The organism is Gibbsiella greigii, from assembly GCF_039540155.1.
GTDB lineage: Bacteria > Pseudomonadota > Gammaproteobacteria > Enterobacterales > Enterobacteriaceae > Gibbsiella > Gibbsiella quercinecans.
In genome coordinates this window covers 58537-81018 of record NZ_BAABEM010000022.1, presented here as the reverse complement: position 1 = coordinate 81018, position 22482 = coordinate 58537, and the positions used below count along the sequence as shown (strand labels likewise).

The 22482-nt window shown below is 56.4% G+C and carries 14 protein-coding genes and 1 pseudogene; 3 read left to right on the top strand and 12 right to left on the bottom strand.

The window, feature by feature from the left end; translation table 11 throughout:
• From AC559G_RS16270 to AC559G_RS16245, 6 genes are all read right to left on the bottom strand, one after another.
• A complete protein-coding gene (locus AC559G_RS16270; RefSeq protein ID WP_498913264.1) occupies window positions 1-2172 on the bottom strand; it encodes a P-loop NTPase family protein in 2172 nt (723 codons plus the stop codon).
• Window positions 2173-2202: 30 nt separating this feature from the next.
• Complete coding sequence (locus tag AC559G_RS16265) at window positions 2203-3336, bottom strand: polysaccharide export protein (RefSeq protein WP_498913263.1); 1134 nt, start codon at window positions 3334-3336, stop codon at window positions 2203-2205.
• Between the two features lie 42 nt (window positions 3337-3378).
• On the bottom strand, window positions 3379-4428 hold the full coding sequence (gene wecA, locus AC559G_RS16260; protein ID WP_498913262.1) for a UDP-N-acetylglucosamine--undecaprenyl-phosphate N-acetylglucosaminephosphotransferase: 1050 nt from the start codon (window positions 4426-4428) through the stop codon (window positions 3379-3381).
• 246 nt (window positions 4429-4674) lie between these two features.
• Window positions 4675-5637: an NAD-dependent epimerase/dehydratase family protein gene (locus tag AC559G_RS16255; protein WP_498913261.1), complete on the bottom strand. Its 963-nt coding sequence runs from the start codon at window positions 5635-5637 to the stop codon at window positions 4675-4677.
• 178 nt (window positions 5638-5815) lie between these two features.
• Complete coding sequence (locus tag AC559G_RS16250; RefSeq protein ID WP_498913260.1) at window positions 5816-6721, bottom strand: winged helix-turn-helix domain-containing protein; 906 nt, start codon at window positions 6719-6721, stop codon at window positions 5816-5818.
• A 722-nt stretch (window positions 6722-7443) separates the two neighbouring features.
• Window positions 7444-8838, bottom strand: a complete 1395-nt coding sequence (locus AC559G_RS16245) for an MFS transporter (RefSeq protein ID WP_498913259.1) — start codon at window positions 8836-8838, stop codon at window positions 7444-7446.
• Between the two features lie 341 nt (window positions 8839-9179).
• On the opposite strand from AC559G_RS16245, the gene narX reads away from it, so the two are divergent.
• Both narX and narL read left to right on the top strand, forming a co-directional pair.
• Window positions 9180-10928, top strand: coding sequence for a sensor histidine kinase family protein (gene narX / locus AC559G_RS16240; RefSeq protein ID WP_498913258.1), 1749 nt, complete (start codon window positions 9180-9182; stop codon window positions 10926-10928).
• A gap of 14 nt (window positions 10929-10942) precedes the next feature.
• Window positions 10943-11593, top strand: coding sequence for a two-component system response regulator NarL (narL, locus tag AC559G_RS16235; RefSeq protein WP_438597161.1), 651 nt, complete (start codon window positions 10943-10945; stop codon window positions 11591-11593).
• Between the two features lie 6 nt (window positions 11594-11599).
• Here narL and AC559G_RS16230 read toward each other — a convergent pair whose 3' ends face one another.
• Window positions 11600-13021, bottom strand: a complete 1422-nt coding sequence (locus tag AC559G_RS16230) for a YchO/YchP family invasin (RefSeq protein ID WP_498913257.1) — start codon at window positions 13019-13021, stop codon at window positions 11600-11602.
• A gap of 302 nt (window positions 13022-13323) precedes the next feature.
• On the opposite strand from AC559G_RS16230, the gene AC559G_RS16225 reads away from it, so the two are divergent.
• Complete coding sequence (locus AC559G_RS16225) at window positions 13324-14571, top strand: acyltransferase family protein (RefSeq protein ID WP_498913256.1); 1248 nt, start codon at window positions 13324-13326, stop codon at window positions 14569-14571.
• A gap of 262 nt (window positions 14572-14833) precedes the next feature.
• On the opposite strand, the pseudogene nirB reads toward AC559G_RS16225, so the two are convergent.
• The 5 genes and pseudogenes from nirB to AC559G_RS16200 form a co-directional block, all read right to left on the bottom strand.
• Window positions 14834-17764: pseudogene (nirB, locus tag AC559G_RS16220) on the bottom strand (nitrite reductase large subunit NirB); the annotation flags it as partial.
• An 85-nt stretch (window positions 17765-17849) separates the two neighbouring features.
• Window positions 17850-18638 (bottom strand): ABC transporter ATP-binding protein, encoded by a 789-nt coding sequence (locus tag AC559G_RS16215; RefSeq protein WP_498913255.1) that lies wholly within the window; start codon window positions 18636-18638, stop codon window positions 17850-17852.
• A gap of 10 nt (window positions 18639-18648) precedes the next feature.
• Window positions 18649-19557, bottom strand: a complete 909-nt coding sequence (ntrB, locus tag AC559G_RS16210) for an ABC transporter permease (protein WP_498913254.1) — start codon at window positions 19555-19557, stop codon at window positions 18649-18651.
• 10 nt (window positions 19558-19567) lie between these two features.
• On the bottom strand, window positions 19568-20827 hold the full coding sequence (locus AC559G_RS16205) for a CmpA/NrtA family ABC transporter substrate-binding protein (RefSeq protein ID WP_498913253.1): 1260 nt from the start codon (window positions 20825-20827) through the stop codon (window positions 19568-19570).
• A gap of 283 nt (window positions 20828-21110) precedes the next feature.
• Entirely contained in the window at window positions 21111-22373 is a 1263-nt protein-coding gene (locus AC559G_RS16200) for a nitrate- and nitrite sensing domain-containing protein (RefSeq protein WP_498913252.1), read from the bottom strand.
• Window positions 22374-22482: the final 109 nt, after the last annotated feature.

Genomic DNA, 22482 nt, shown 5'->3' with positions numbered 1-22482 from the left:
CTATTTTGCCTCTTGCTGATAGCTTGGATAGGCGAAGGTATAATATCCCGCATCGTTATTGGCGCTTCTTTTGAGCACGCCGTTGAGGATCACGCCTTTGACCGCCACGCCATTTTGCTCAAAACGGCGCAGGCTAACTTCAACCTGCTTGACGGTATCAACCTCAAAACGCACCACCATCAACGCGGTGCCGGCATGCCGGCCGACGATCGCCGCATCGGTGACGGCCAATATCGGCGGAGTATCAATCACCACCAGATCATAATGCTGTTCCGCCCAGAGCAGGAAATCGGCAAAGCGCCGGTGCATCAGCAACTCCGACGGATTAGGCGGCACCTGCCCACGGGAGACAAAATCCAGCTTTTCAACATCCGTCCGTCTAACCACCTGTTCGGTCATCACCTGGCCGGCCAACATATCGGAAAGCCCCGGCTGAGCATGGCTGCCCATCCAGCGGTGCAGAAAACCCTTGCGCATATCGGCGTCGATCAACAGCACACGCTGCCCGGCCTGGGCCAACACCACCGCTAGGTTGGTGCTGGTAAAGCTTTTACCGCTGACCGGGCTGGCACCTGACACCAGCAGAATATTATTTTTGGCTTCCAGCATGGCAAAATGTAGGCTGGTACGCAGGCTGCGAATTGCCTCCACCGACAAATCCCCCGGCTCCTCCAACGCCAAAATCGGCAACTGGGTGCCGCTGCTTCTGGCCAACAGTTGCTGTTGGCTGCGGTTGCGTTTTTGCTGCCACGACGAGAGCGGTACCGTGGCATAGACGTTGATCCCGCGCTTTTCCAACGCATCGGTATTACTGATACCGCGATGAAACGCCGCTCGCAGCAAAAACACCGATGACGACGCGACACCGCCCATCAGCAGTGCGAAGATCACTATCAACATTTTTTGCGGCTTAACTGGCCGCATCGCGGTTTCCGCCTCGTCGATGATACGGACGTTCCCTACCGTTCCCGCCTTGCTGATGCTCAGTTCCTGCTGCTTATTCATCAGTTGCACGTAAATCTGTTGATCCACCTGCACGTCGCGGGTCAGGCGCAAAATTTCCTGCTGGGTTTTCGGCAACGCCTGGACCTGTTTGCCCAGCCGTGCTTTTTCCGCCTCTAGCGTGGCGCGTTTTTCCAACAGCGCGCGGTATGCCGGGTGCGCACGGGTATACAGCTTGGAGATTTCTGATTCTTTGAACGTCAATTCATTTAACTGGGCTTCCAGTTGCACCAACGTATCCAATACCGATTTGGCTTCCAGCGACAAATCGACGGAATCATTCTGCTGGCGAAAAAGATTCAGTTGGTTTTCCGCCCCGTTGAGGGAAGCCTGGGTTCGCGGCAACTGTTCCCGTAGGAAGGCAAGCATACGCTGCGCTTCTTCGGTTTTACGGTCTACATTCTGCCGTAGATAATTTTCTGTAACGCTTTTGAGAACATCTTCCGCCTGCTGCGGGTTTTCTTCCGTCAGGCTGAAAGTCATGATGCCGCTCTCCTTACCGGCCGATGCGACATCCAGCACGTTACGCAAATCATCGACGGCCGTCTGGCGCGGCACTTTTACCACGGTAAAGGTACTGCCGACCGGCGCTTCCAGCGCCGTCACCGCCAGGCGCCAACCGTTCTGGTTCAAGACCTGCCCAACGGCGCCGGCCAGAATGGGCTTATCGGCATAGCTCAACACCACGTGCTGCGGATCCCGCACGGTAAGGGTTAGCCTTTCCCCCTGCATGCCGGCCGGCACGGTCATCTCGCTGATCTGCACTTCCGGCGGCGTTTCGCCACGCAGCCGGGCGAGCCCTTTACCGAACAACGGGAAATAATCAGGCTGCACGCGTACCGTCAAATCCAGATCGTCGACAGTTTTGCCAATGACATAGCGCGATTTGGCCAACGATACCTCATCTTGCGTGGCAGGGTTTTGGCCCAGCGTATTTTCCAACGTTTCGCGTAGCAATGACTCGCCAGATAGTTGCTTTTCCACCTGCACCAACGCGCTGGCCTGGTAAACCGGTGTGGCCAGCAGCGCGTAGGCCGCGCCCAGAACGCCGGCAAGCCCCGTGACCAACGCGATGCGCCAGCGGTTGTCCCACAGGGGGCCGATCAGCCGTTCCCAATCCAGTCTTTCATCCTGCTCGGCCATCACAATGGGCAGTGCGCTGTTATTCATGTTCAATAGTCCTTGCTTTGACGTTGTGGTTTACCAATTGCGGATCCGCAACGTGGCTTCGCTGAGATCGTTAAAACCGGAGATAGTTGGCGTCAGTTGGGCAATCAGGCGATTCCAGCGCGCCACCGGCGCCGCCGTGACATACACCACATCAAAAGGCTGCAGTTGGAATTCGGTGCCCATCGCCAGCGCCGTGGCGTCGGAAAGGTCAAACTGATAGAGCGCGGCCAACGGCCCGGCGTTACCACCGCAGGATGGGCGGATGACAAACACGCCGGTGGCGTCGGCAACCGTCTGGCTGATGCCTTCAGCGTTGCCCAACGCTTCGGTCAGCGTCATGCCGCTGCGATCCATTCTCAGCGTGCTTTGTTTACCCACCTCGCCCATAACAAACACTTTCAGTTCGTCATTACGGGGGACATACAGAATGTCGCCGGGCGCCAGAAGATGGTTCTGGCTGGTATCGCCGCGCTGCATCAGCGCCTGCAGCGAGATGCGTTGCTCCTGGCCGTCGTGGGTCAGCACCACATTGCGCCAGTCGGCGTTTTGCGTCAGGCCGCCCGCGGCGTTGATGGCATCCAGCACCGTCAACGGCACATTGGTGATGGGCTGCTGGCCCGAGGTTTGCACCTCGCCGGTGACATAAGCTTTTTGCGAACGGAAAGCAGCAATGCTGACATCCACCTGCGGGCTTTCCACATAGGCCGCCAGGCGCTGAGTGATCAAGCTGCGCACTTCGGTCACCGTTTTGCCTGCCACCGCCACGCGGCCAATATAGGGATAGAAAATGGTGCCGTCGGCATGCACCCAGTTGCCGGTGTCGCTGGCGCTGCGGTACTGGCCGGCCGGCGTGGTCAGTTCGGGATGATCCCAGACGGTGACGTTAAGCACATCACCGATACCGATACGGTACTGGTAACGCTGCAAACGTTGCTCCAACTGCGGATTGGGCCGCGCCACCGGCTCTACGCGGCGCATTTTCTCCAGCAGCATCGGCGTCATACGATAAACCTGCACCCGCTTGTCCAGATCAAAATCATCATCTTGTTGCGCTACGCGGGCTTTGCCCTGGGTGGGTAAATGTGAACCGGGAACAACGGTACAGCCGGAAAGTAGCGCGCCGGATAACATCAGCGGCAAAAAATGAGGCAAATGAAGATTCATGAAAATACCGTGAAATAGCAGGCCGCGCGGCCTGCGTAGAGGTTAACGATCGGCTGAGCGCCGTTCGGGAAAAACCGTGGTCGCACGCGGCTCGCGCAACAGGGAAAAATAACCAATGAAACAAAACACAAAAGCCAGCAGCATAAGGTCTTCAGGCAACAGCAACACTTCACTGCAAATGCCCACGCAGGCCAGCGTGATGGAGAGCATGCAGCTCATGCCCAACGCCTGGCGGGCGTTAAGGCCACGGCGCATCAAAATATGGTGAATATGGTCGCGCCCGGCTTTGAAAGGGCTTTGATGGCGCATTAAGCGCCGCACCATCACCGTCACCATATCCATCAGCGGGATAGCAATCAGCCACAGTGCGGTGACCGGCCGCATTACCGCCTGCTCGCCCTGGGTCGCCGCGATCAACAGCCACAACACGGTAAAACCGATCACCATGCTGCCAGTGTCCCCCATGAAGACCTTGTTCTGCTGGCCGAATACACCCAGGTTAAACAGCAGGAATGCCGCCAGCGCCACCATCAACCCCAGGCACCACAGCGCCAGGTTCAACTGCCCGCTAATGCCAAACAGCAGCGCCAGCGCGCTAAAGGTAACGCAAGAGAGTACGCCGAGCTGGCCGTCGATACCGTCAACCATGTTGTAGGCATTGATGGCGCCCCATACCGCCAGTGGCGTAATCAGCAGGGTCAGGCCACCCAGCAACAGCTCGGTATTGCCCAGCAGGTAACCGAACGATTCCAACTCCATGTCGGCTTCCAATATCATCACCAGCGCAATCCCCCCTTGCGCCAACACGCGCGGCGCAACGGGCAAATCGAAACGATCATCCAGCGCGCCCATCAGCGCCAGCACGGTGACGCACAGCAGGTAAACCGTTCCTTGCGGCATCCAGGAGGGTTGCCAGAGCAGCATCAATAAAATCGCCAGGTAAAGTACGATACCGCCCACTAATGGAATGTGCCCTTGGTGGCGCTTCCTTTCGCTTGGTTTATCCACCAACCCAATAGCAAATGCCACCTGGCGGGCAAATACCAACAGCAACAGCACCACAATAAATAGCCCGCTCAGTTGATATAACATTGTTCCTCCGCTCATTAATTGAGCTCGCCTTTATCTCCGTCATGCTTCCTTCACGTTGTATGGCCGTGAAGCGGAAAACCCTGCCAGTCATTCAGGCACGCTACCGCCCTTGGGTTACAGCTCCCAATGCGCTATCAATAAAAAAAGAACGGCGAACCCCAGGAAAAAAATCAGCATGATTTGATCCTGCACAAACACATTCATTAATCGGGCAGCGGAAACTCCCGCCGCTAGCCCGGAATAAAACTAATTGTTAAAAAATTCGTGCTTAATTGTTTTTTCGATAGCCGAATCAAGATTCACCGGCGCGACGAAATCACGGTCAATATTGGTTTTAAATTGTGTTCTGGCACAGAATTTCTGTACACGAACACGGCTGATAGGAAATTTACGGCGACTTATTTTACTCAATACATCGAGCACGGAAGCGCCGCAAAGGCCAACAAAATAAGGAATATGAATCGTTTTATTGTTTTTCCCCAAGGCAGATGAAATAACGTCAACCAGTTGATTCATGGTGAAGTCAGGCTTATCGACATAGTTGCTAACCCAATAACCCGACGGATGATCAAGGGCATATTCCAGGCGAGCGGCAATATTTTCCACATAGGCCATGGATTTCATATTATTGCCGTTACCCACCATAACAAAACGGCCGCTGGCGATTTGCCGGAACAGGTTATACACATTGCCACGGTTACCCTCACCGAACACCACGGTCGGCCGAATGATCGTGAGTTGATTTCCCACCGCCGATTTGCGCCAGTCGTCATACGCATATTCAGCTTCCAGCTTGGATTTACCGTAGTGGTTGAATGGCTCAAAGCGCCCTTCCTCCCCGGTTTCCTGCTGAACAAAACCATAAACCGCAACGGAAGACGTGAAGATAATCTGCCGAATATTCAGCCGGGATGCCGCCTGGCAAACATGACGAGCCCCTTCCACGTTTACCTGGTAATACAACGCTACCGGTTCAACATTGTCTTTATGTTCGGCCGCAAGATTAATAATGGCATCACACCCCTGAAGCGGCTCAATCAGCGTTTCAGTCTGGGTAACATCTCCATATTGATAAAGTTCGGGGAAACGCTCACTCTTTCGCTTATCGATGATGATCAATTGCAGATCGGTACGTTTGCTTAGCCGCTTTACCAATCGAGTACCAATAAAACCGGCCCCCCCAATAATAGCCACTTTGCGCTTATGCATAATTTGTCACTCAGCCAGGTTTCCTATATTTACTTTCCGCCACACCATGAGGCAGAACGCTAAATATTCTTGGTACCACCAGACTGGACAAATCACCCTAGCCTTTCAAATAACAAATGGTGAAATAACCTCTACCAAACTTATAAAATCCACACCTGTCGTGAAATATTATCTATTATTAAACTTCAATGTCATAAAGGGACGGGTACTGTTTTGTTTTATAAGGAAGAATAAGACCAAACCAGTGATTACCAATCCCGGTTGAACTGTCAAGGCTGGAGAAATGTTTTGGCTCCCCCGGTTTGGAATCCACACATTCGAGCGTGGCCTGTTCCCGGTTCTGGCTCTGATACAAACAAAGTAAAGTTTGAGTTCCATGGTTTAGGGGATCGTTGAAAGTCACCGTCAACACCAAACGCATATTGTTATGAATATCATTAGCGATTGTCGGGCGCGTTTGATTACCCAAGACATAGGAAAAGTGCGATATAACCAACAGTGAGACTAACGCCGTCAGGTATTTTATTACGCGCCCGGCAGGCACATGCGAAAAACGAGGGGGGAGATGGGCTTTATTGTGGTTCGCAGGCGGCAGTTCGTCCTCTTCCGGCACAATGGCGGGCTGGGTTGCCGAATCGCCATCAGGGGTGGGAACGGCCGGTATATCCCCCTCTGCCGGCATGACCACTGCCTTTTCCGGCCGTTCTTCCACCGCCTCTTGCTGCGCCTCGTCCGACACGGCTGGCGCAGCCTCGCTGGAATACTCTTCGTCTTCACCGGCGCTGAAGTGGAATATGCTCTGGTTTTCAACCTTGTATCCCAAACGGGGAATGGTGCGGATCAACGTGTGCCTGGTGTCGCCGATCTTTTGGCGGATAGATTTAATTGTTTGATTTATCGTCGAATCTGAGCAATATGTTCCTTTCCATATGCTTTCCACAATTTCTGAACGCGTCACCAGATCAGGCGATCTGGCGACAAGTAATGAAAGTATCTGATACTCTTTCCAGCGCAGACGGAACGTCTTCCCATCAGGCATCAGTACATCGAGGTTCCTAATCTTTATTCTCTTATCAAGATTCACTTTTAATTTCCTTAGTATGCCTATGCCGCACACTTTTATAGAAACATGAAAAAATGTTCGAGAAATTAAATGTAAACTCAACAGGCGTATTCAAACACTATGTATTTTTATAAAAATTGCCGATTTCATTTTTTACAGACATTGTGTCTCTATGAGAGATTGGCTATTTGAACTACTTATTTTCCCTGTTGGCAACATTGCATTTCCTTGCCCTAGTTGACGATGTCATCATCACAAAAATTTGATTTTTATAAAAAAAGAAAACTCCTTGATCCATGTCAATCTTGTGAAATTGTGAAATTTCATACCAATACTGGACAATAACTCGGCTTTACCGCTAATCCAACAGCGAGATAGCCTACAAAAAGACAGGAAAAACAGAATGAGAGTTATCTGATTTGACCATTTTTGAAGAAAAACGGGGCATATTTTTCTCGTGATAGTCTGAATCATGAAAAATGCAGATGTGAGCACATCAATTTATTTTCTCACTTGGCCATGTCACCAAACTGAAATTAATGCTGATGGCCTCTCAATTAATGAGGCTGCGAAGCAATAAAAATAAAATCGACGCTAAGATAATAATTTTATAAAAGCAGATGCCGGCAGAATGCAAGCATGAGAATTTTACTGATAAACAGCGAGATTAACGTGAAACAGAACGTGGCGAATGAAAAAAGATAAATTCCCCTGCCGAAGTAAAATTCGGCAGGGGAAGAGAATCAACCGCGTTTCTTGCGGCCATAAACGGCCCAGGTGATCACCACACACAGCAGATAGAAAAGCACGAAAATTTTCATCGCGCCTTCCGGCGAACCGGTCAACGCCAGCGAGGTGCCAAACGCCTTCGGGATAAAAAACCCGCCGATGGCGCCAATCGCCGAAATAAATCCCAGCGCGGCGGCGGAATCGGTCATTGCTTCACGCTGTGCCTGCACGTCGCTTTTGCCATTGGCCTTTGCACGTTCAAGGGTGATTTTACGGAAAACGATCGCAATCATCTGGAAGGTGGAGCCGCTGCCCAGGCCGGCGGTTAAAAACAACAGCATAAACACTACATAAAACGCCATAAACGCCCCCGCCTGCCCCGCGCCGGGTAGAGTCAGGAACAACAACCCGGCGAAGACCGCCATCAGTACAAAATTAATCAGCGTCACCCGCACCCCGCCGAAACGATCGGAAAGCACACCGCCGACCGGCCGCGCCAGCGCCCCCAGGAAGGGGCCGAAGAAGGCATAATGCAGGATCACCACGTCCGGGAACTGGGTTTTCGATAGCATGGCGAAACCGGCGGAAAAGCCGATAAACGAACCGAAGGTCGCCAGGTACAGCAGGCTCAGCACCCAGAGATGACCGCGCTTAAGCACCGGCAACTGTTGGCGGATAGAGGCTTTTGACGCCGCTAAATCGTTCATACCGAACCAGGCGGCTATGGTAGCCAACAGCAGAAAAGGCACCCAGATCCAGGCAGCGTTCTCCAACCACAGCGAACCACCGTCGGGCTGCAATTGGCCGGCACCGCCAACAAAGCCGAACACCCCGAAGGAAATCACCAGCGGTGCGATAAGCTGCATGACGCTTACCCCCAGGTTGCCCAAGCCGCCGTTCAGCCCCAGCGCCCCACCCTGCCGGGATTTGGGGAAAAAGAAACTGATATTGGCCATGCTGGAAGCAAAGTTGGCGCCGCCGAAGCCACACAGCAGCGAAATCACCACAAAAACAGTAAACGGCGTGGACGGATCCTGAACGGCCAAGCCGAGCCACACGCAGGGAACCAGCAGCAAACAGGTGCTGATGGCTGTCCAGCGCCGGCCGCCGAACAGCGGGATCATCAATGCGTAGGGCACCCGCAGAATAGCCCCGGAAACAGAAGGCAGCGCCGCCAGCATAAACAGTTGATCGGTGGTAAACGCAAAACCCACTTTGTTCAGATTAACCGCTACCGCACTAAATAGCATCCAAACGCAGAAAGACAGCAGCAGGCAGGGAATGGAAATCCATAGGTTACGCTGAGCGATGCAGCGACCGTGCTGTTGCCAGAAGATGGCGCTTTCAGGTTGCCAATCCTCGATAACCGTGCCCGTTTTCTTCAATGATGGCGTTGACAGTTGCGACATAAAAACCTCAGAAATGCTGTGAGAACGCCACCCACCCTATTGATCCGCATCGCCCCCAAAGTTGACGTAAATCAAGGGGATGATGGGTTGTTTCGCGGGCAAAAACACCACTCGATCCTAAATAAGTAGTTAACCTGACAGGATAAAAATGCTGAAAATCAATCTGCTAGTTAAAAACCCTGCATACCGAATGGCGATCACCCACCCAAGTGGAAATTAATAGTTACTTCGTTTGGAGTATATGGTTATGCCGGGGGATAATGAAAAATAGTGCAGAATTGTTACCTGGCGGCAAGCCGTTTGCCATAGCCCGCCACGTTATTAACGGGGACTCACAACATATGAAACGCCTGTTGGCTTCGCTTTCCATTGTGCACCAGGTTTCCCTGTTGATGCTACTGCTCGGTCTGCTGGGCATCGGCGGAATGGGGGTTTCCGCCTGGATGTCGCAAAGCATTCAGGGGAATGCCCATGCAATCAACAAAGCCGGTTCGCTGCGAATGCAAAGCTATCGGCTGCTGGCGCAGGTGCCCCTGGATGCGGACAGCGAACGGCTGATACAAGAAATGGCGCAGGATGAAAATAGCCCGGCGTTGCAGAGCGCAGTCAGCCAGGAGGGGCTAACGGCCCAGTTCAACGCACTGCGTGACTACGGGCAGCAAACGCTACTGCCGCGCTTGCGCCAAGCGCAGCACCCCGCCGACGCCAGCGCGCAGGTGGTGCATTTTGTCAGCCTGCTGGATAAGCTGGTATCCAATATCGATCGCCAGACCGAACGTCGGTTAGGGTTGGTGACGCTGGTGCAAGCAGTCTTTATCGCCCTCACCCTGCTGCTGTTGCTGGCGACCATCGGCTATCTGCACCAGCGCCTGCTGTATCCCTGGCGGCAACTGCTCGCCATGGCGCAGGCCATCGGCCAAGGCAACTTCAGCGGCCGTTTTATCCCGCCCAGCCGCCGCCATGATGAAATGGCTTCACTTGGCTACGCGCTCAATAGCATGTCTGACGAACTGTCGGCCATGTATGGCCGGCTGGAACAGCGGGTGGCGGAAAAAACCGCCGATCTGCAGCAAAAAAACCAGGTGTTGGCGTTCCTGTACCAGGCTAGTCGCCAGTTGCACGCCAATCAACCGCTAAGCGCCCGCCTACCGCCGGTGATTGAGCAGTTGCAGGCTCTCACCCCTTTGCAGGCGATCCAGGTGCATCTGTATGAAAACAACGGCACGGCGCAGTTTAGCCCGCAAAGCGCCGCGGCGGAGTACGCCTCACGCCCCACGGGCAACACCGCCGTGCCTGGCGATGAAACCACCCTAAGCTGGCGCCTGCAGGACAAACTCGGCAGTTACGGGCTGATGATGGCACAGCACGATCGCCATCAGCCACTGAACGACGAGCAGCGGCGGCTGATTGATTTGCTGGCGGAACAGTTGACCAGCGTGCTGGCGATCGAACACCAGGTGGATCACCAGCAACAGCTGATGCTGATGGAAGAGCGCGCCGCCATTGCACGCGAGCTGCACGATTCTATCGCCCAATCACTTTCGTGCCTGAAGATGCAGGTCAGTTGCCTGCAAATGCAGGGCGAAGCCTTGGCCCCGGCGGCGCAGGATCTGGTGCGGCAAATGCGTGAAGAATTGAATACCGCCTACCGCCAGTTGCGCGAATTGCTTACCACTTTTCGGCTGCAGCTCACCGAGCCAGGCCTGTTGGCCGCATTGCAGGCCACCGTTCAGGAGTTCAACCCGCGCCTGGGGCTGGAAATCACACTCGATTACCAACTGAAACCACGTATGGTGCCCCCATACCAGGCGATACACCTGTTGCAAATCGCCCGTGAAGCGCTGAGCAATATTTATAAGCACGCGCAGGCCAGCCAAGTGCAAATCCACGTCAGCAGCCAGCACGGGGAAGTCACCCTCAGCGTCTGCGATAACGGCCGTGGCCTGCCGCAACAACGCGAACGGCCAGGCCACTATGGCCTGATGATCATGCACGATCGCGCCAAAAGCCTGCACGGGCGTTGCGAAATTCTCCCCCGCCGCGGCGGCGGTACCGAAGTTCGGGTGACGTTCCGCCCAGACACAGTTTAAACACAGGAGACACCATGACCAACGAAGATGCCGCTACTCTGTTACTGATCGACGATCACCCAATGCTGCGTAACGGCGTGAAACAGCTCATCAGTATGGATGCACGCCTGCGCGTCGTGGCCGAAGCCAGCAATGGCGAACAGGGCGTCACGCTGGCTGAAGAGCTGGATCCAGATTTAATCCTGCTCGATCTGAACATGCCGGGTATGAACGGGCTGGAAACGTTGGATCGGCTGCGTACTATCGCTCTGTCCGGGCGAATTGTGGTTTTCAGCGTGTCCAACCATGAAGACGACGTGGTCAGCGCCCTCAAGCGCGGCGCCGATGGCTACCTGTTGAAGGATATGGAGCCGGAAGACCTGCTCAAGGCCCTGCATCAAGCGGCGGCCGGGCAGATGGTGTTAAGCGAAGCGCTCACGCCAATCTTGGCCGCCAGCCTGCGCGAACAGCGCCCGAGCGGTGAGCGCGATATTCAGCAACTTACGCCGCGCGAACGCGATATTCTCAAACTGATTGCCCAGGGGCTACCGAACAAAATGATCGCCCGTAAACTGACGATCACTGAAAGCACCGTTAAAGTCCACGTCAAACACCTGTTGAAAAAGATGAAGCTGAAATCACGCGTTGAAGCCGCCGTCTGGGCCTTGCAGAGCAAAAACAGCTAGTGGGGCCTAACTGCTCGCTGGAAGGGTCGGCACCGGTTCATCGCCGCTGGATAACGAAAGCGGCGCGGTGGCCTGCAGGGTAATCCAGTTGGACGTCACGCGCTGCTGTTTGTCATCTTCCAGCGTCACCGACAGCCGATAGCGGTTCTCCGCCCCAGGTGTGGTATCCCATTTAGGCATAATCACGCTCCAGCCATGCGGATCGTTATTGTTTTGCGGCGGTGTCAGGCTCAATACTTGGGTATCGCCTTGCCAACTGACGCGCGCGATGGGGTTTTTGCTTTTAATCTCTAACACCAGCGGCAGCGTTTCCCCTTCCCGCAGGCTCCACGGCGGCGTAGCCAGGAACACCTGCAGCGTTTTACGCTGCTGAAACGCCAACACCGGGTCATTATTGCGCTCAATACTGTCATAGCGCCCGCCGCGCAGCGATTTGGCATCGGCGACATACTGTGACTGGAGCTGTTTTTCCAGCGGCACGCCAAGGCGATAATTGAGCGATAGCTCCACCGAATCCTGCGTTTCACCACCCTCGCCCAACTGGTGGTTGGCTTTTACCGTTACCAACGGCACCGGGGTGTAATTAAGGCTGAACTTGACGGCGCGCGGATCGCTATACCGATTGCCACTACCAAACAGATCGATATTATCGCCAAGGTACTGTTCGTAGCGGAACGATGCGCCAATTTGGCGGTAAAACGGCAGGTAGCCCTGTGTGGTCATATCGTAGCCGCGTGCTGGGCGGCTGAGCAGTGCGGCCCCGGTGGTCTGTGGTTTGAAGGAAGAAAGCGGATAATAATAATTCGCCGAAAACCGCAGGTAGTCGCCCCAAGCTTCGGCCCCCAGGCTGCCGCGGTTACGCTGATAGGTAATATCACGATCCAGCACTGTGTTATAGCCCAGCATCCAGTCACCGGACATCCAACGCTGGCCAAGCGCCAGGTTGGCCAGCGAACTGTCCGTTTTTTGCACAAAGCCCAGTTGGCTATAGGTCAGCAGGTTACCGTTTTCATGCAGAGGGCTGAACAATTGGCCGCGGCTACCGGCAAAGCCACCGTCATCCGCCATCACCAGCGACAGGCTGGTCGTGCCCACTGGGGAAAGAAAATCTCGCGCCTGCTGCTGGAGCAGCGTAGAGGCTTTGCCCAGCATATAGTTGGCGGCGTTGGTACGCACCTGTTGCCCCGAAGACTGGTTCATGCTGCTTTCGCCCAGGCTTTTGGCGACTTCCGCCCAGTTTTTCTCTCGCTCGCTCTCGGCGTTGCTCACGGCGCTACTGCCAAGATCGGGCAACGCCCGCGTGTCAATCGCCAGGGCTCGCGGGTTAAAAACGGCTGACACCAGCCCTCCCGCCAGCCATACCCAGCGCAGAGAAGACACATACCGTTGCTTTCGTTCTGTAATGTACAACACTTCAATAACAGCCATTACACCTTCGCCACGCCGTCTTCCCAACGGCAAGGCACTCACATTCTTTACTGCAGCCGCTCCTGACAACAGACAACCAAACCTTGGCAACTATAGCACATCGCTGTTTTCAACTTCATTGCACACGGTGCATTGCCAGCCCCGGCAATAACGAATAGCCTATACCCCTCGATTTCACGTCAAGCGCCGCCTAAGAACGCGCCGACTATAATTTAAATTCAATTAAAACAATTAGATAGATATTTCAATCATTAAAACATGACGCCGTCAAGTTTATTACCCCCTACATGCAGGAGCCGCGAGTGGTAAAACAGCAACGTAAAGAACGGTTTATTGGCCTGGAATGGCTGCGTTTTCTTCTGGGCTGCTATGTGATGATTTATCACACGCTGCACCAATATCCACAGATCAGGAAAGTGCCCTTTTTAGCTGAGCTGACCAGCATGGGCTTTTTTGCCACCAGCACCTTTTTTGTGCTGTCGGGCTTTCTGCTGACACACGTCTATTGCAACGGCAACCAGATGCGCGAGCCGGCCAAAACCTTCTGGGCCAAGCGTTTTTTCAACCTGTACCCAATTCATATCATTGCGCTGCTCTCTTCCATGCTGGTGGTCACCCTGATGCAGTGGTGGGATATCCCACCGGAAGGGCCGACGGCCAGCCTGCGCTTTGTGGTGTACGACACCAATGAAGACGTCAGCCCGGAAATCCTGCGCCATTACATGACCGATCCCCAGCTCACGTTCAACATCGTGCTGCAACTGCTGATGCTACAGGCCTGGAATCCCTACTTTCTCACCTTCAACGCCCCACTGTGGTCGCTTTCCACCCTGTTTTTCTTTTATCTGTTTTTCCCGCAGTGCGCGCCGCGTTTGCTGGAGGCACGCCGAAAAGTGCTGTGGTTCTTCCTGCTGTGGGGGCTTTACCTGCTACCGCCGGTTTGGGCCGTTTGGCACCATCAATACGGTATGCCCTATACCGGCCTGTTGCAGCGCGGCCCATTGCTGCGCCTGCCCGAGTTCCTGGCCGGCATCGTCTGTTATGGCATTTTCCGCCAGCGCCGAATGAGAGAGAAGCACCACGGCGTTGGCTGGCGCTGGGGCAGTGTTCTGTTCATTCTGGCCTGCTTTTTTACCGCGACCGCGCTGTTTACCCACGGCGCCAGGCATTGGTATTTCCTGCTGCATAACGGCCTGCTGCTGCCGGCCCAGTGTGCGTTGGTCTACCTAAGTGCCCTGGCGCGCGCGCCGAGCAACCGTTGGGTGCAGCACTGGTCGCCGCGCCTGGGAGCCGCCTCGCTTACCATCTTTGCCCTGCACGTACCGATTTTTAATCTGTACCGCACGCTGGAGCAGTTCCTGCGAGGCGATCCGCTCGGCTGCTTCAACAGTTGGCAAAGTTGCATTGCCGCCGCCGGCGATGTAGCGCTGTCGATCCCCGGCTACCTACTTTACGTGGCGCTCACCATCCTGCTGTGCCTGTTATTCCAGGAGCGCATCGTCGTGCCGGTTCGCAACGCATTGGCGCGGCGCTTTCTCAAGCCCGCCTAGCCGCCACTCGCCCGGGTGGGTTTTATTTACCTGAAATCCCCCCGGCGCGTATTTCACTTTTTGCAAAAAAAGCAATTCTTCAACCGGTTGCGCATATTTTACATGTGCACACCGGCCTGTTGCAGGCGGCCTGGAATACACCAGGCAACCTTTGCAACACAGCGCAAAATACGCTTACCGGGGGAGAATTTTGCCGATATATTGAGCGCCAGTTTCACTTATTTAGAGGGGCACACCGGATGTTCGTGAACCTGCCCCCCATTCAGGGGGCCTCGCTGGCGGCTGCCGGCACGTTGCTATCCACCTTCATCGGCTGGCTGAAAACCCATACCTGGCCGTTTTCCACCCGCGCTGGCCAAGCGCTGATGCGCAGGGCCGCGTTATCGACACTCACGCCGTCGCGCAGGCGGAAACGCTGCTTATACAGCGGTGAAATCACCACCGGCTCGCCGGCCACATCGCCCGTCAGGCCGCGCGCCAAGACGTTCGCCTGGCTGCCCGGCTCGTGGTTGGCGACGGCGAAAACGCCAAAGGCCGGCAGATGGAACAAGGCGATCTGCTGCCCCGCCACGCGGGCGGCGATACCAGCCTGTTCCGGGATGGCTGCCAGTGCGCACACGTCTTCCCACCGGCCTTCCCGCGCATCGCTTTGCTGCACCGTAATCACCTGCCCACGCTCCTCCACCGTTGCCGGCCGGCGCTGGCCGCGTTCCGGTTGCCAGACCACCGCTTCGTCCGGTTTTTCACTGTTGACGAAAGGACGGAACAGTTTCAGCCGCTGCGGGTCCGCCAGGGTGGTTTGCCATTCGCATTGATAACTGTCGATCACCGCCTGCATTTCGTTTTCCAGTTCCGCGCCAATCCCCAGGCTGTCTTCGAGCACCACCTGGCGCAGGTAATCCAACCCGCCCTCCAGATTGTCCATCCAGACGCTGGTGCGCTGTAAACGATCTGCGGTGCGGATATAAAACATCAGGAAGCGATCGATGGTTTTGATCAGCGTGGCGGTATCCAGATCGCTGGCGAACAGGTCAGCATGGCGGGGTTTCATCCCACCGTTGCCGCACAGATACAGGTTCCAGCCCTTGTCGGTGGCGATAACCCCCACGTCTTTGCTCTGCGCCTCTGCACATTCGCGGGTGCAGCCGGAAACCGCCATTTTAATCTTATGCGGTGAGCGCAACCCCTTGTAACGGTGCTCTAATTCAATCGCCAGCGTGGTGGAATCCTGCACGCCGTAGCGGCACCAGCTTGCGCCAACGCAAGATTTCACCGTGCGCAACGACTTGCCGTAAGCGTGGCCGGTTTCGAAGCCGGCGTCGATCAACGCTTGCCAGATTTCCGGCAGTTGCTCCAGCCGGGCGCCGAACATATCCACCCGCTGGCCGCCGGTGATTTTGGTATACAGCTGATAGCGCTGGGCTACCTGGCCGATGGCGATCAGGCCTTGTGGGGTAATTTCACCGCCGGGCACGCGCGGCACAACCGAATATGTACCATCTTTTTGAATGTTGGCAAAAAAACGATCGTTAGTATCCTGTAAAGGCAAATGCTGCGGCTTAAGCAGGTATTCATTCCAACATGACGCCAGGATCGAACCCACCAACGGCTTGCACACTTCACAGCCGTGGCCCTTGCCATGCTTGGCCAGCAATTCATCGAAAGTACGGAAACCGCCGATGCGCACCAGGTGATACAGTTCCTGGCGCGAGTAGGCAAAATGTTCGCAAACGTCTTTTTTTACCGTCACGCCGCGCTGCACCAGTTCATGTTCCAGAACCTGTTTCACCAACGCCACGCAGCCGCCGCAGCCGGTGCCCGCGCGGGTGCAGGCTTTTACCGCGGCCAGATCGCCGCAGCCTTGTTCCACTGCGGCGCAAATATCGCCTTTGCTGACATTGTGGCAAGAGCAAATCTGCGCCGTGTTGGGCAGTGCGGAGACGCCCAACGCTTTGGGCGCCGCGCCACTGCCGGCGGGCAGAATCAGGCTTTCCGGCGCCGCCGGCAGCGGGATGCCGTTGAGCAACATCTGCAACAGAGTATTGTATTCGCTGCTGTCGCCCACCAGCACCGCCCCCAGCAACTGTTTGCCGTCGGCACTGACCACCATTTTTTTATAAACCCCCGCCGGCTCGTCGACCCAGCGGTAGCTCTGGCTGCCCGCGGTGCGCCCGTGGGCATCGCCGATGGAAGCCACCTCAACGCCCAGCAGCTTCAGCTTGGTGCTCATATCCGCGCCGCGAAAGGCATTTTCTCGCCCGGCCAGGTTATCTGCCAGCGCGCGCGCCATTTGGTAACCCGGTGCCACCAGGCCGAAAATCTGCCCGTTCCACAGTGCGCATTCGCCAATGGCGAAAATCGATGCATCGCTGGTGCGGCACTGATCATCAATCACAATGCCGCCTCGTGGCCCCACGTCTAACTGTGCGGCGCGCGCCAGTTGATCGCGCGGCCGGATACCAGCGGAAAACAGCACCAAATCGGTTTCCAATCGTTCGCCGTCGGCAAAATTCATGCAGTGACGGTGTAACTCACCCGCTTCTATCGCTTTGGTTTCCTTGCCGGTATGCACGCTAACACCCAGCGCTTCGATCTTTTGCCGCAACACCGCTGCGCCGGCTTCGTCCAGTTGCACCCCCATCAGGCGCGGGGCGAACTCCACCACATGAGTTTTCAGGCCCAGTTGCTTAAGTGCATTGGCCGCTTCCAGGCCCAGCAATCCGCCACCGACCACCACGCCGACGCTGCCCTGTTGCGCGCTTGCGGTGATTGCCGCCAAATCGTCCAGCGTGCGGTAGGCCAGGCAATCCGGCCGATCGTTGCCGGGAATCGGTGGGACGAAGGGATAAGAACCGGTTGCCAGCACCAATAGCTCGTAGGGGGTTTCGGCCCCCTGCGCATCGGTGATGCATTTGCGCTGGCGGTCGATCGCACAAACCTGTTGCCCTAGCCGCAGTTCGATGCCGGTGCGTTCAAAAAATCCTTCTTCAACCATTGAGAGCGAGGCTGCGCTGCGGCCCGAGAAAAACTCTGACAGATGCACGCGATCGTAAGCGGCGGCCGTTTCTTCACCAAAAACCACAATGTGATATTGCTGGTGTAACTCACGCGCCACCAATTGTTCCAGAAAGTGGTGCCCCACCATGCCGTGGCCGGCGACGACTAAAACGGGCTTATGCATATCCAATATCCTCTTGCTCACCGCCATACTGCGGTCAATCATGTTTGCCATGCAGGTGCCTTCGCCTTGCGCACTGCCCAACGCGACGGCAGGCGGCTTAGGCCGCTTTGGCATGTTTTTCATACAGGAATTTCAGCACCTGCTGGCGGCACTGGTGGTAGGCCGGATCGTCCGCCAACGCCACGCGCAAACGCGGGCGCGGCAGCGCCACCGGCAGGATTTCCCCCACCGTGGCCGCCGGGCCGTTGGTCATCATCAACACCCGATCGGAAAGCAGCACCGCTTCATCGACATCGTGGGTAATCAGCACGATGGTGGTGTTCAGCCGCTGTTGGATTTCCATCACCGCATCCTGCAAATGGGCGCGGGTAAGCGCGTCCAGCGCGCCGAACGGTTCATCCATCAGCAGCACCTTCGGTTTCATCGCCAGCGCACGCGCAATACCCACGCGCTGCTTCATGCCGCCGGAAATCTCATGCGGCCGCTTATCGAGCGCATGGCTCATATGCACCAGTTCCAGGTTGTGTTCGATCCACTCGCGCATCTCCACCTTGTTCATCTGGCCGCGAAACACCTGGCGCACCGCCAGCGCCACGTTTTCAAAGGTGGTCAGCCAAGGCAGCAACGAATGGTTCTGGAACACGACACCGCGCTCCGGGCCCGGCCCGGTGATCTGTTGGTTATCGCACAGCAATACGCCCTCGCTGGGCAGCGCCAGCCCAGCGATCAAGTTCAACAGGGTGGACTTTCCACAGCCGGAGTGGCCGATCAGGCTGACAGTCTCCCCCGCCTGAATATCAAAGCTCACATTTTGCAGGGCAATGAATTCCCCTTGCGGAGTATCGAACCGCTGGCTAACGTTCTGGACCTGGATAATCGGTTTCATGGCATGCCCCTCATTTCGCTTGATAACTAAAACGTTTTGCCAGCAGCATCAGCCCCTGCTCCAGCACCAGCCCAACCACGCCAATCACCACAATGGCGATGATGATGTTTTCGACGTTAAGGTTGTTCCACTCGTTCCAAATCCAAAAGCCGATGCCAACGCCGCCGGTCAGCATTTCTGCCGCCACGATCACCAGCCAGGCAATGCCGATAGACAGGCGCACGCCGGTCAACACATAGGGCAGCACCGCCGGAAACAAGATTTTGCGCATCACCGTCCATTCGGAAAGCTTCAGCACCCGCGCCACGTTGAGGTAGTCCTGTGGAATGCGCGTCACGCCCTCCGCAGTGTTCAGGATCATCGGCCAGATAGAGCAGATAAAAATGGTCCAGGTGGAAGCCGGTTCGGCACGCTGGAACAGCAGCAGCCCGATAGGCAGCCAGGCCAGCGGGCTAACCGGGCGCAGCAGCGAGATAATCGGGTTGAGCATGTGCGCCAGGAACGCAAAACGCCCCAACAGAAAACCAGCCGGCACCCCCACCAGCGCCGCCAGGCCAAAGCCGATGGCGACACGCTGCAACGACGCCAACACGTTCCAGCCAATGCCCTGATCGTTCGGGCCGGCGGAGTAGAACGGATCGGCAAACAGCGTTAACGCGGCCTGCCAGGTTGACAGCGGCGTGGGGAACCCGTTGCTGTTTTGCGCGGCGATCTGCCACACCAGCACCACCAGCGCCAGCCCCAGCACGGCCGGCACCAGGCGCCTGAAGGCCTGCTCCAGTTTGCCGGCGCGCCGCCGGGTGGCAACCAATGTGGGCGGCTGCGGCGGCACAGGCGCCAACGCTGCGGCCTCTTTCAGCTGCACAATTTCCGCACTGGCGGGCGCATCGGCATCAATACGTTCTGCAAGATTTTTCATGGCTGGCCTCTTAACGTTTCAGGGCAAAACTGTCGGCGTATTGCGCCGGATTACTGCCATCCCAGCGTTTGCCGTCAATCAGGGTACTGGCGCGCATCTCGCTGCCGGGCAGCGGGATATCGCCTACGGCGGTGGCGGCCTGTTTGTAGACATCAATGCGGTTCACCTGCTGCGCCAGCGCCAGGTAGTCTGGCTGGGCATTGAGCAATCCCCAGCGTTTGTGCTGGGTCAGAAACCACATGCCGTCCGAGAGGTACGGGAAATTCACTTCGCCGTCATGGTAGAAGCGCATTGCGTGCGCGTCCTGCCAGGTCTTGCCTAATCCGTTGTCGTATTGCCCCAGCATGCGCCCGGTGATGGTTTCCAGTTTGGTATTAACGTAGGCGCGGCCGGCGATGATCTGGGCGGTTTCCTGGCGATTGGCATCCGAGCCATCGATCCAGCGGGAAGCTTCCAGGATGGCGGCGGTCAGCGCACGCGCGCTGTTCGGGTTGGTTTTTACCCAGTTGGCGGTGGTACCCAATACCTTTTCCGGGTGATCCGGCCAGATCTCCTGTGAAGTGGCAGCGGTAAAGCCGATGCCGTCGGTAATCGCGCGCTGGTTCCAGGGCTCCCCGACGCAGCATCCGACCATATTGCCGATCTTCATGTTCATCACCATCTGCGGCGGCGGCACCACCACATTGCGAATATCGTCGAACGGGTGAATGCCTGCGTTCGCCAGCCAGTAATAGAGCCACATGGCATGGGTGCCGGTGGGGAAGGTTTGGGCGAAGGTATAGGTACCTTTGGCGCTGGCATCGATGTGTTTTTTCAACGCGGCGGCGTCGGTAACGCCGGCCTGTTTCAGTTGGTTGGAAAGCGTGATGGCCTGGCCGTTGTTGTTCAGCGTCATCAGCACCGCCATATCATGCTGCGGCCCGGAGGCGCCCGCCTGCAGGCCGTAGATCATGCCGTACAGCGCATGGGCGGCATCCAGTTCGCCGGAAACCAGCTTATCCCGCACCGCGGCCCAGCTGGCTTCTTTGCTGGGGATGATGGTGATGCCGTACTTCTCATCAAACTTTTTCATAGCGGCTATCACCACCGAGGCGCAGTCGGTCAACGGGATAAAGCCGACGCGCAGCGTTTTCTTCTCCGGCGCATCCGATCCCGCCGCCCAGGCCGCATTCATCAGGCCAGGCAACATCATGCTGCCGCCCAGCGCAGCGCTGCCAAGCAGGAAACGGCGGCGCGACAGCGCTATCCCAGGGTATTTAGTGTGCGTCATCAGCAAATCCTTCAACGGGCGATAAAAACAAAAAAGGCGTCCAATCAGCACACTCCACCGTCGGGGTGAGCATGCTGAAAGGACGCCTTTATCCAAAATTGTTTGCTGCCGGGCCGCCATTGGCCCATCAGCCCGTAGATCAATGCAGCTTGTGTGCCAATTTGCTAACCCATGGATTTCTCACGTATCACGGTATGCCGGCCGGCGCTGCCGCTGCCTTTTTTGCACAACCGAGAGGCATTACCTGCACTTACTATGTGCATATACCCAGTAATGAGTAGTGCTATTTCTCCGGTAAAATATCGGCCACTGCCAGCATCGCCTGGGCAATGTCGATCAGCCGTTTATTTTGGTTCATCGCCATTTTACGCAGCAGTCTGTAGGCTTCCTCTTCAGACAGGCCGCGGTGCTGGATCAGCAGCCCTTTGGCGCGCTCAATTTCCCGCCTTTCGCGTAGCGACGCCCGCGCCGCCGCCAGTTCCTCAGACAGAAACTGCAAGCGCTGCGACTGCTGCTGGATCAGCTCCATCATCGAACGCCCCAGCCGCGGGCTGATGCCATCGCTGCTCAGCGTTTCCCCTTCCCCCCGCGGATCGGCCACAAACACCGCGTAGCTTTCCGCCAGCGCCTGCGGCGCATAGATTTCGTTCGCCAGCGCCTCATTGGCCGCCGCCAGGCTGGTGCGGCAACTGGCCATCAACGCATCTTCCAGCCGATCTTCGACCTGCTTCATGCCATCAATGCGCGCTGTGGTAATGTCAAACCAGCGCAGGCTGATATCCTTGCCTCCGCTGAACTGCTTTTGCGTGCAAGCCACGCGGCGCAAGCGCTCGAATTCGCCATCCTGCTGCTGCAGCATCTTCTGCCAGACGCCCAGCGAGCCGGCGTCGGCAAATTCGCTGAAAGTCTGGAAGCAACGTTCTTGCCCTTCAATAAGCAACAACAGTTGGCGCTGATCGTCATCGCTGAAGTGTTGCGCGGCAAACCCGGCCGAGCCGATGGCACGTTCCTGCCCCGCCAATTCCTTGCCCTGCATAAAACTGAACATGGCGATTAGCTGGCGCGCCATTCCCGGTTCAGCACAGGCATCGGCAGCTTCGAACACCAGCGCCAACAGGCTGCGGATAATCTCGTTGAAGGTGTTCATCGTTTCCGGGTGGTTAACCTGCAGGTTCTGAACCCGCTGGCGCAGTATCGGCAACAGCGTCAGGTTGTGCAGCGCCCAGGCGATGCGGCTGAACAGGCGGCTGGCGCCGGCCAGCGGGGCAGCGGAAGCATCCAGGCGCGCCAACTGACGCTGGACCACCAACTCCGCCTGCTGCACCTGTTGCATTCTGCCCGCCAGTTGCTCGCCGTACAGCGCACCGCGCGAACACAGATAAATATTGATGGTGCCGCGTTCGCGCTGCAACACGTGGATCAGTTGGCTCACGCCGCCAACCAGTTTCCCCATCAGCAACAGCTGTTGCAGCACGGTAATTTCACAACGCTTAGACGCCAGCAGAAAATCACTGGCGCTGGGTGGGAAAGCAGGGTTACGGCTCATCAGGCGATTTCCATTGGCTCAAATAGCCTGATTCCTGCAAGAAGTGTGCCGCCGGAGCGGCACCGCCGGCAAAGGAGGGGCAGACTATGGGATGATGCGGGCACGCTGA

Coding starts and splice junctions, on each gene's coding strand:
- AC559G_RS16270 (WP_498913264.1), bottom strand. CDS start 2,172: ATGAATAACAGCGCACTGCCCATTGTGATGGCCGAGCAGGATGAAAGA.
- AC559G_RS16265 (WP_498913263.1), bottom strand. CDS start 3,336: ATGAATCTTCATTTGCCTCATTTTTTGCCGCTGATGTTATCCGGCGCG.
- wecA (WP_498913262.1), bottom strand. CDS start 4,428: ATGTTATATCAACTGAGCGGGCTATTTATTGTGGTGCTGTTGCTGTTG.
- AC559G_RS16255 (WP_498913261.1), bottom strand. CDS start 5,637: ATGCATAAGCGCAAAGTGGCTATTATTGGGGGGGCCGGTTTTATTGGT.
- AC559G_RS16245 (WP_498913259.1), bottom strand. CDS start 8,838: ATGTCGCAACTGTCAACGCCATCATTGAAGAAAACGGGCACGGTTATC.
- narX (WP_498913258.1), top strand. CDS start 9,180: ATGAAACGCCTGTTGGCTTCGCTTTCCATTGTGCACCAGGTTTCCCTG.
- narL (WP_438597161.1), top strand. CDS start 10,943: ATGACCAACGAAGATGCCGCTACTCTGTTACTGATCGACGATCACCCA.
- AC559G_RS16230 (WP_498913257.1), bottom strand. CDS start 13,021: ATGGCTGTTATTGAAGTGTTGTACATTACAGAACGAAAGCAACGGTAT.
- AC559G_RS16215 (WP_498913255.1), bottom strand. CDS start 18,638: ATGAAACCGATTATCCAGGTCCAGAACGTTAGCCAGCGGTTCGATACT.
- ntrB (WP_498913254.1), bottom strand. CDS start 19,557: ATGAAAAATCTTGCAGAACGTATTGATGCCGATGCGCCCGCCAGTGCG.
- AC559G_RS16205 (WP_498913253.1), bottom strand. CDS start 20,827: ATGACGCACACTAAATACCCTGGGATAGCGCTGTCGCGCCGCCGTTTC.
- AC559G_RS16200 (WP_498913252.1), bottom strand. CDS start 22,373: ATGAGCCGTAACCCTGCTTTCCCACCCAGCGCCAGTGATTTTCTGCTG.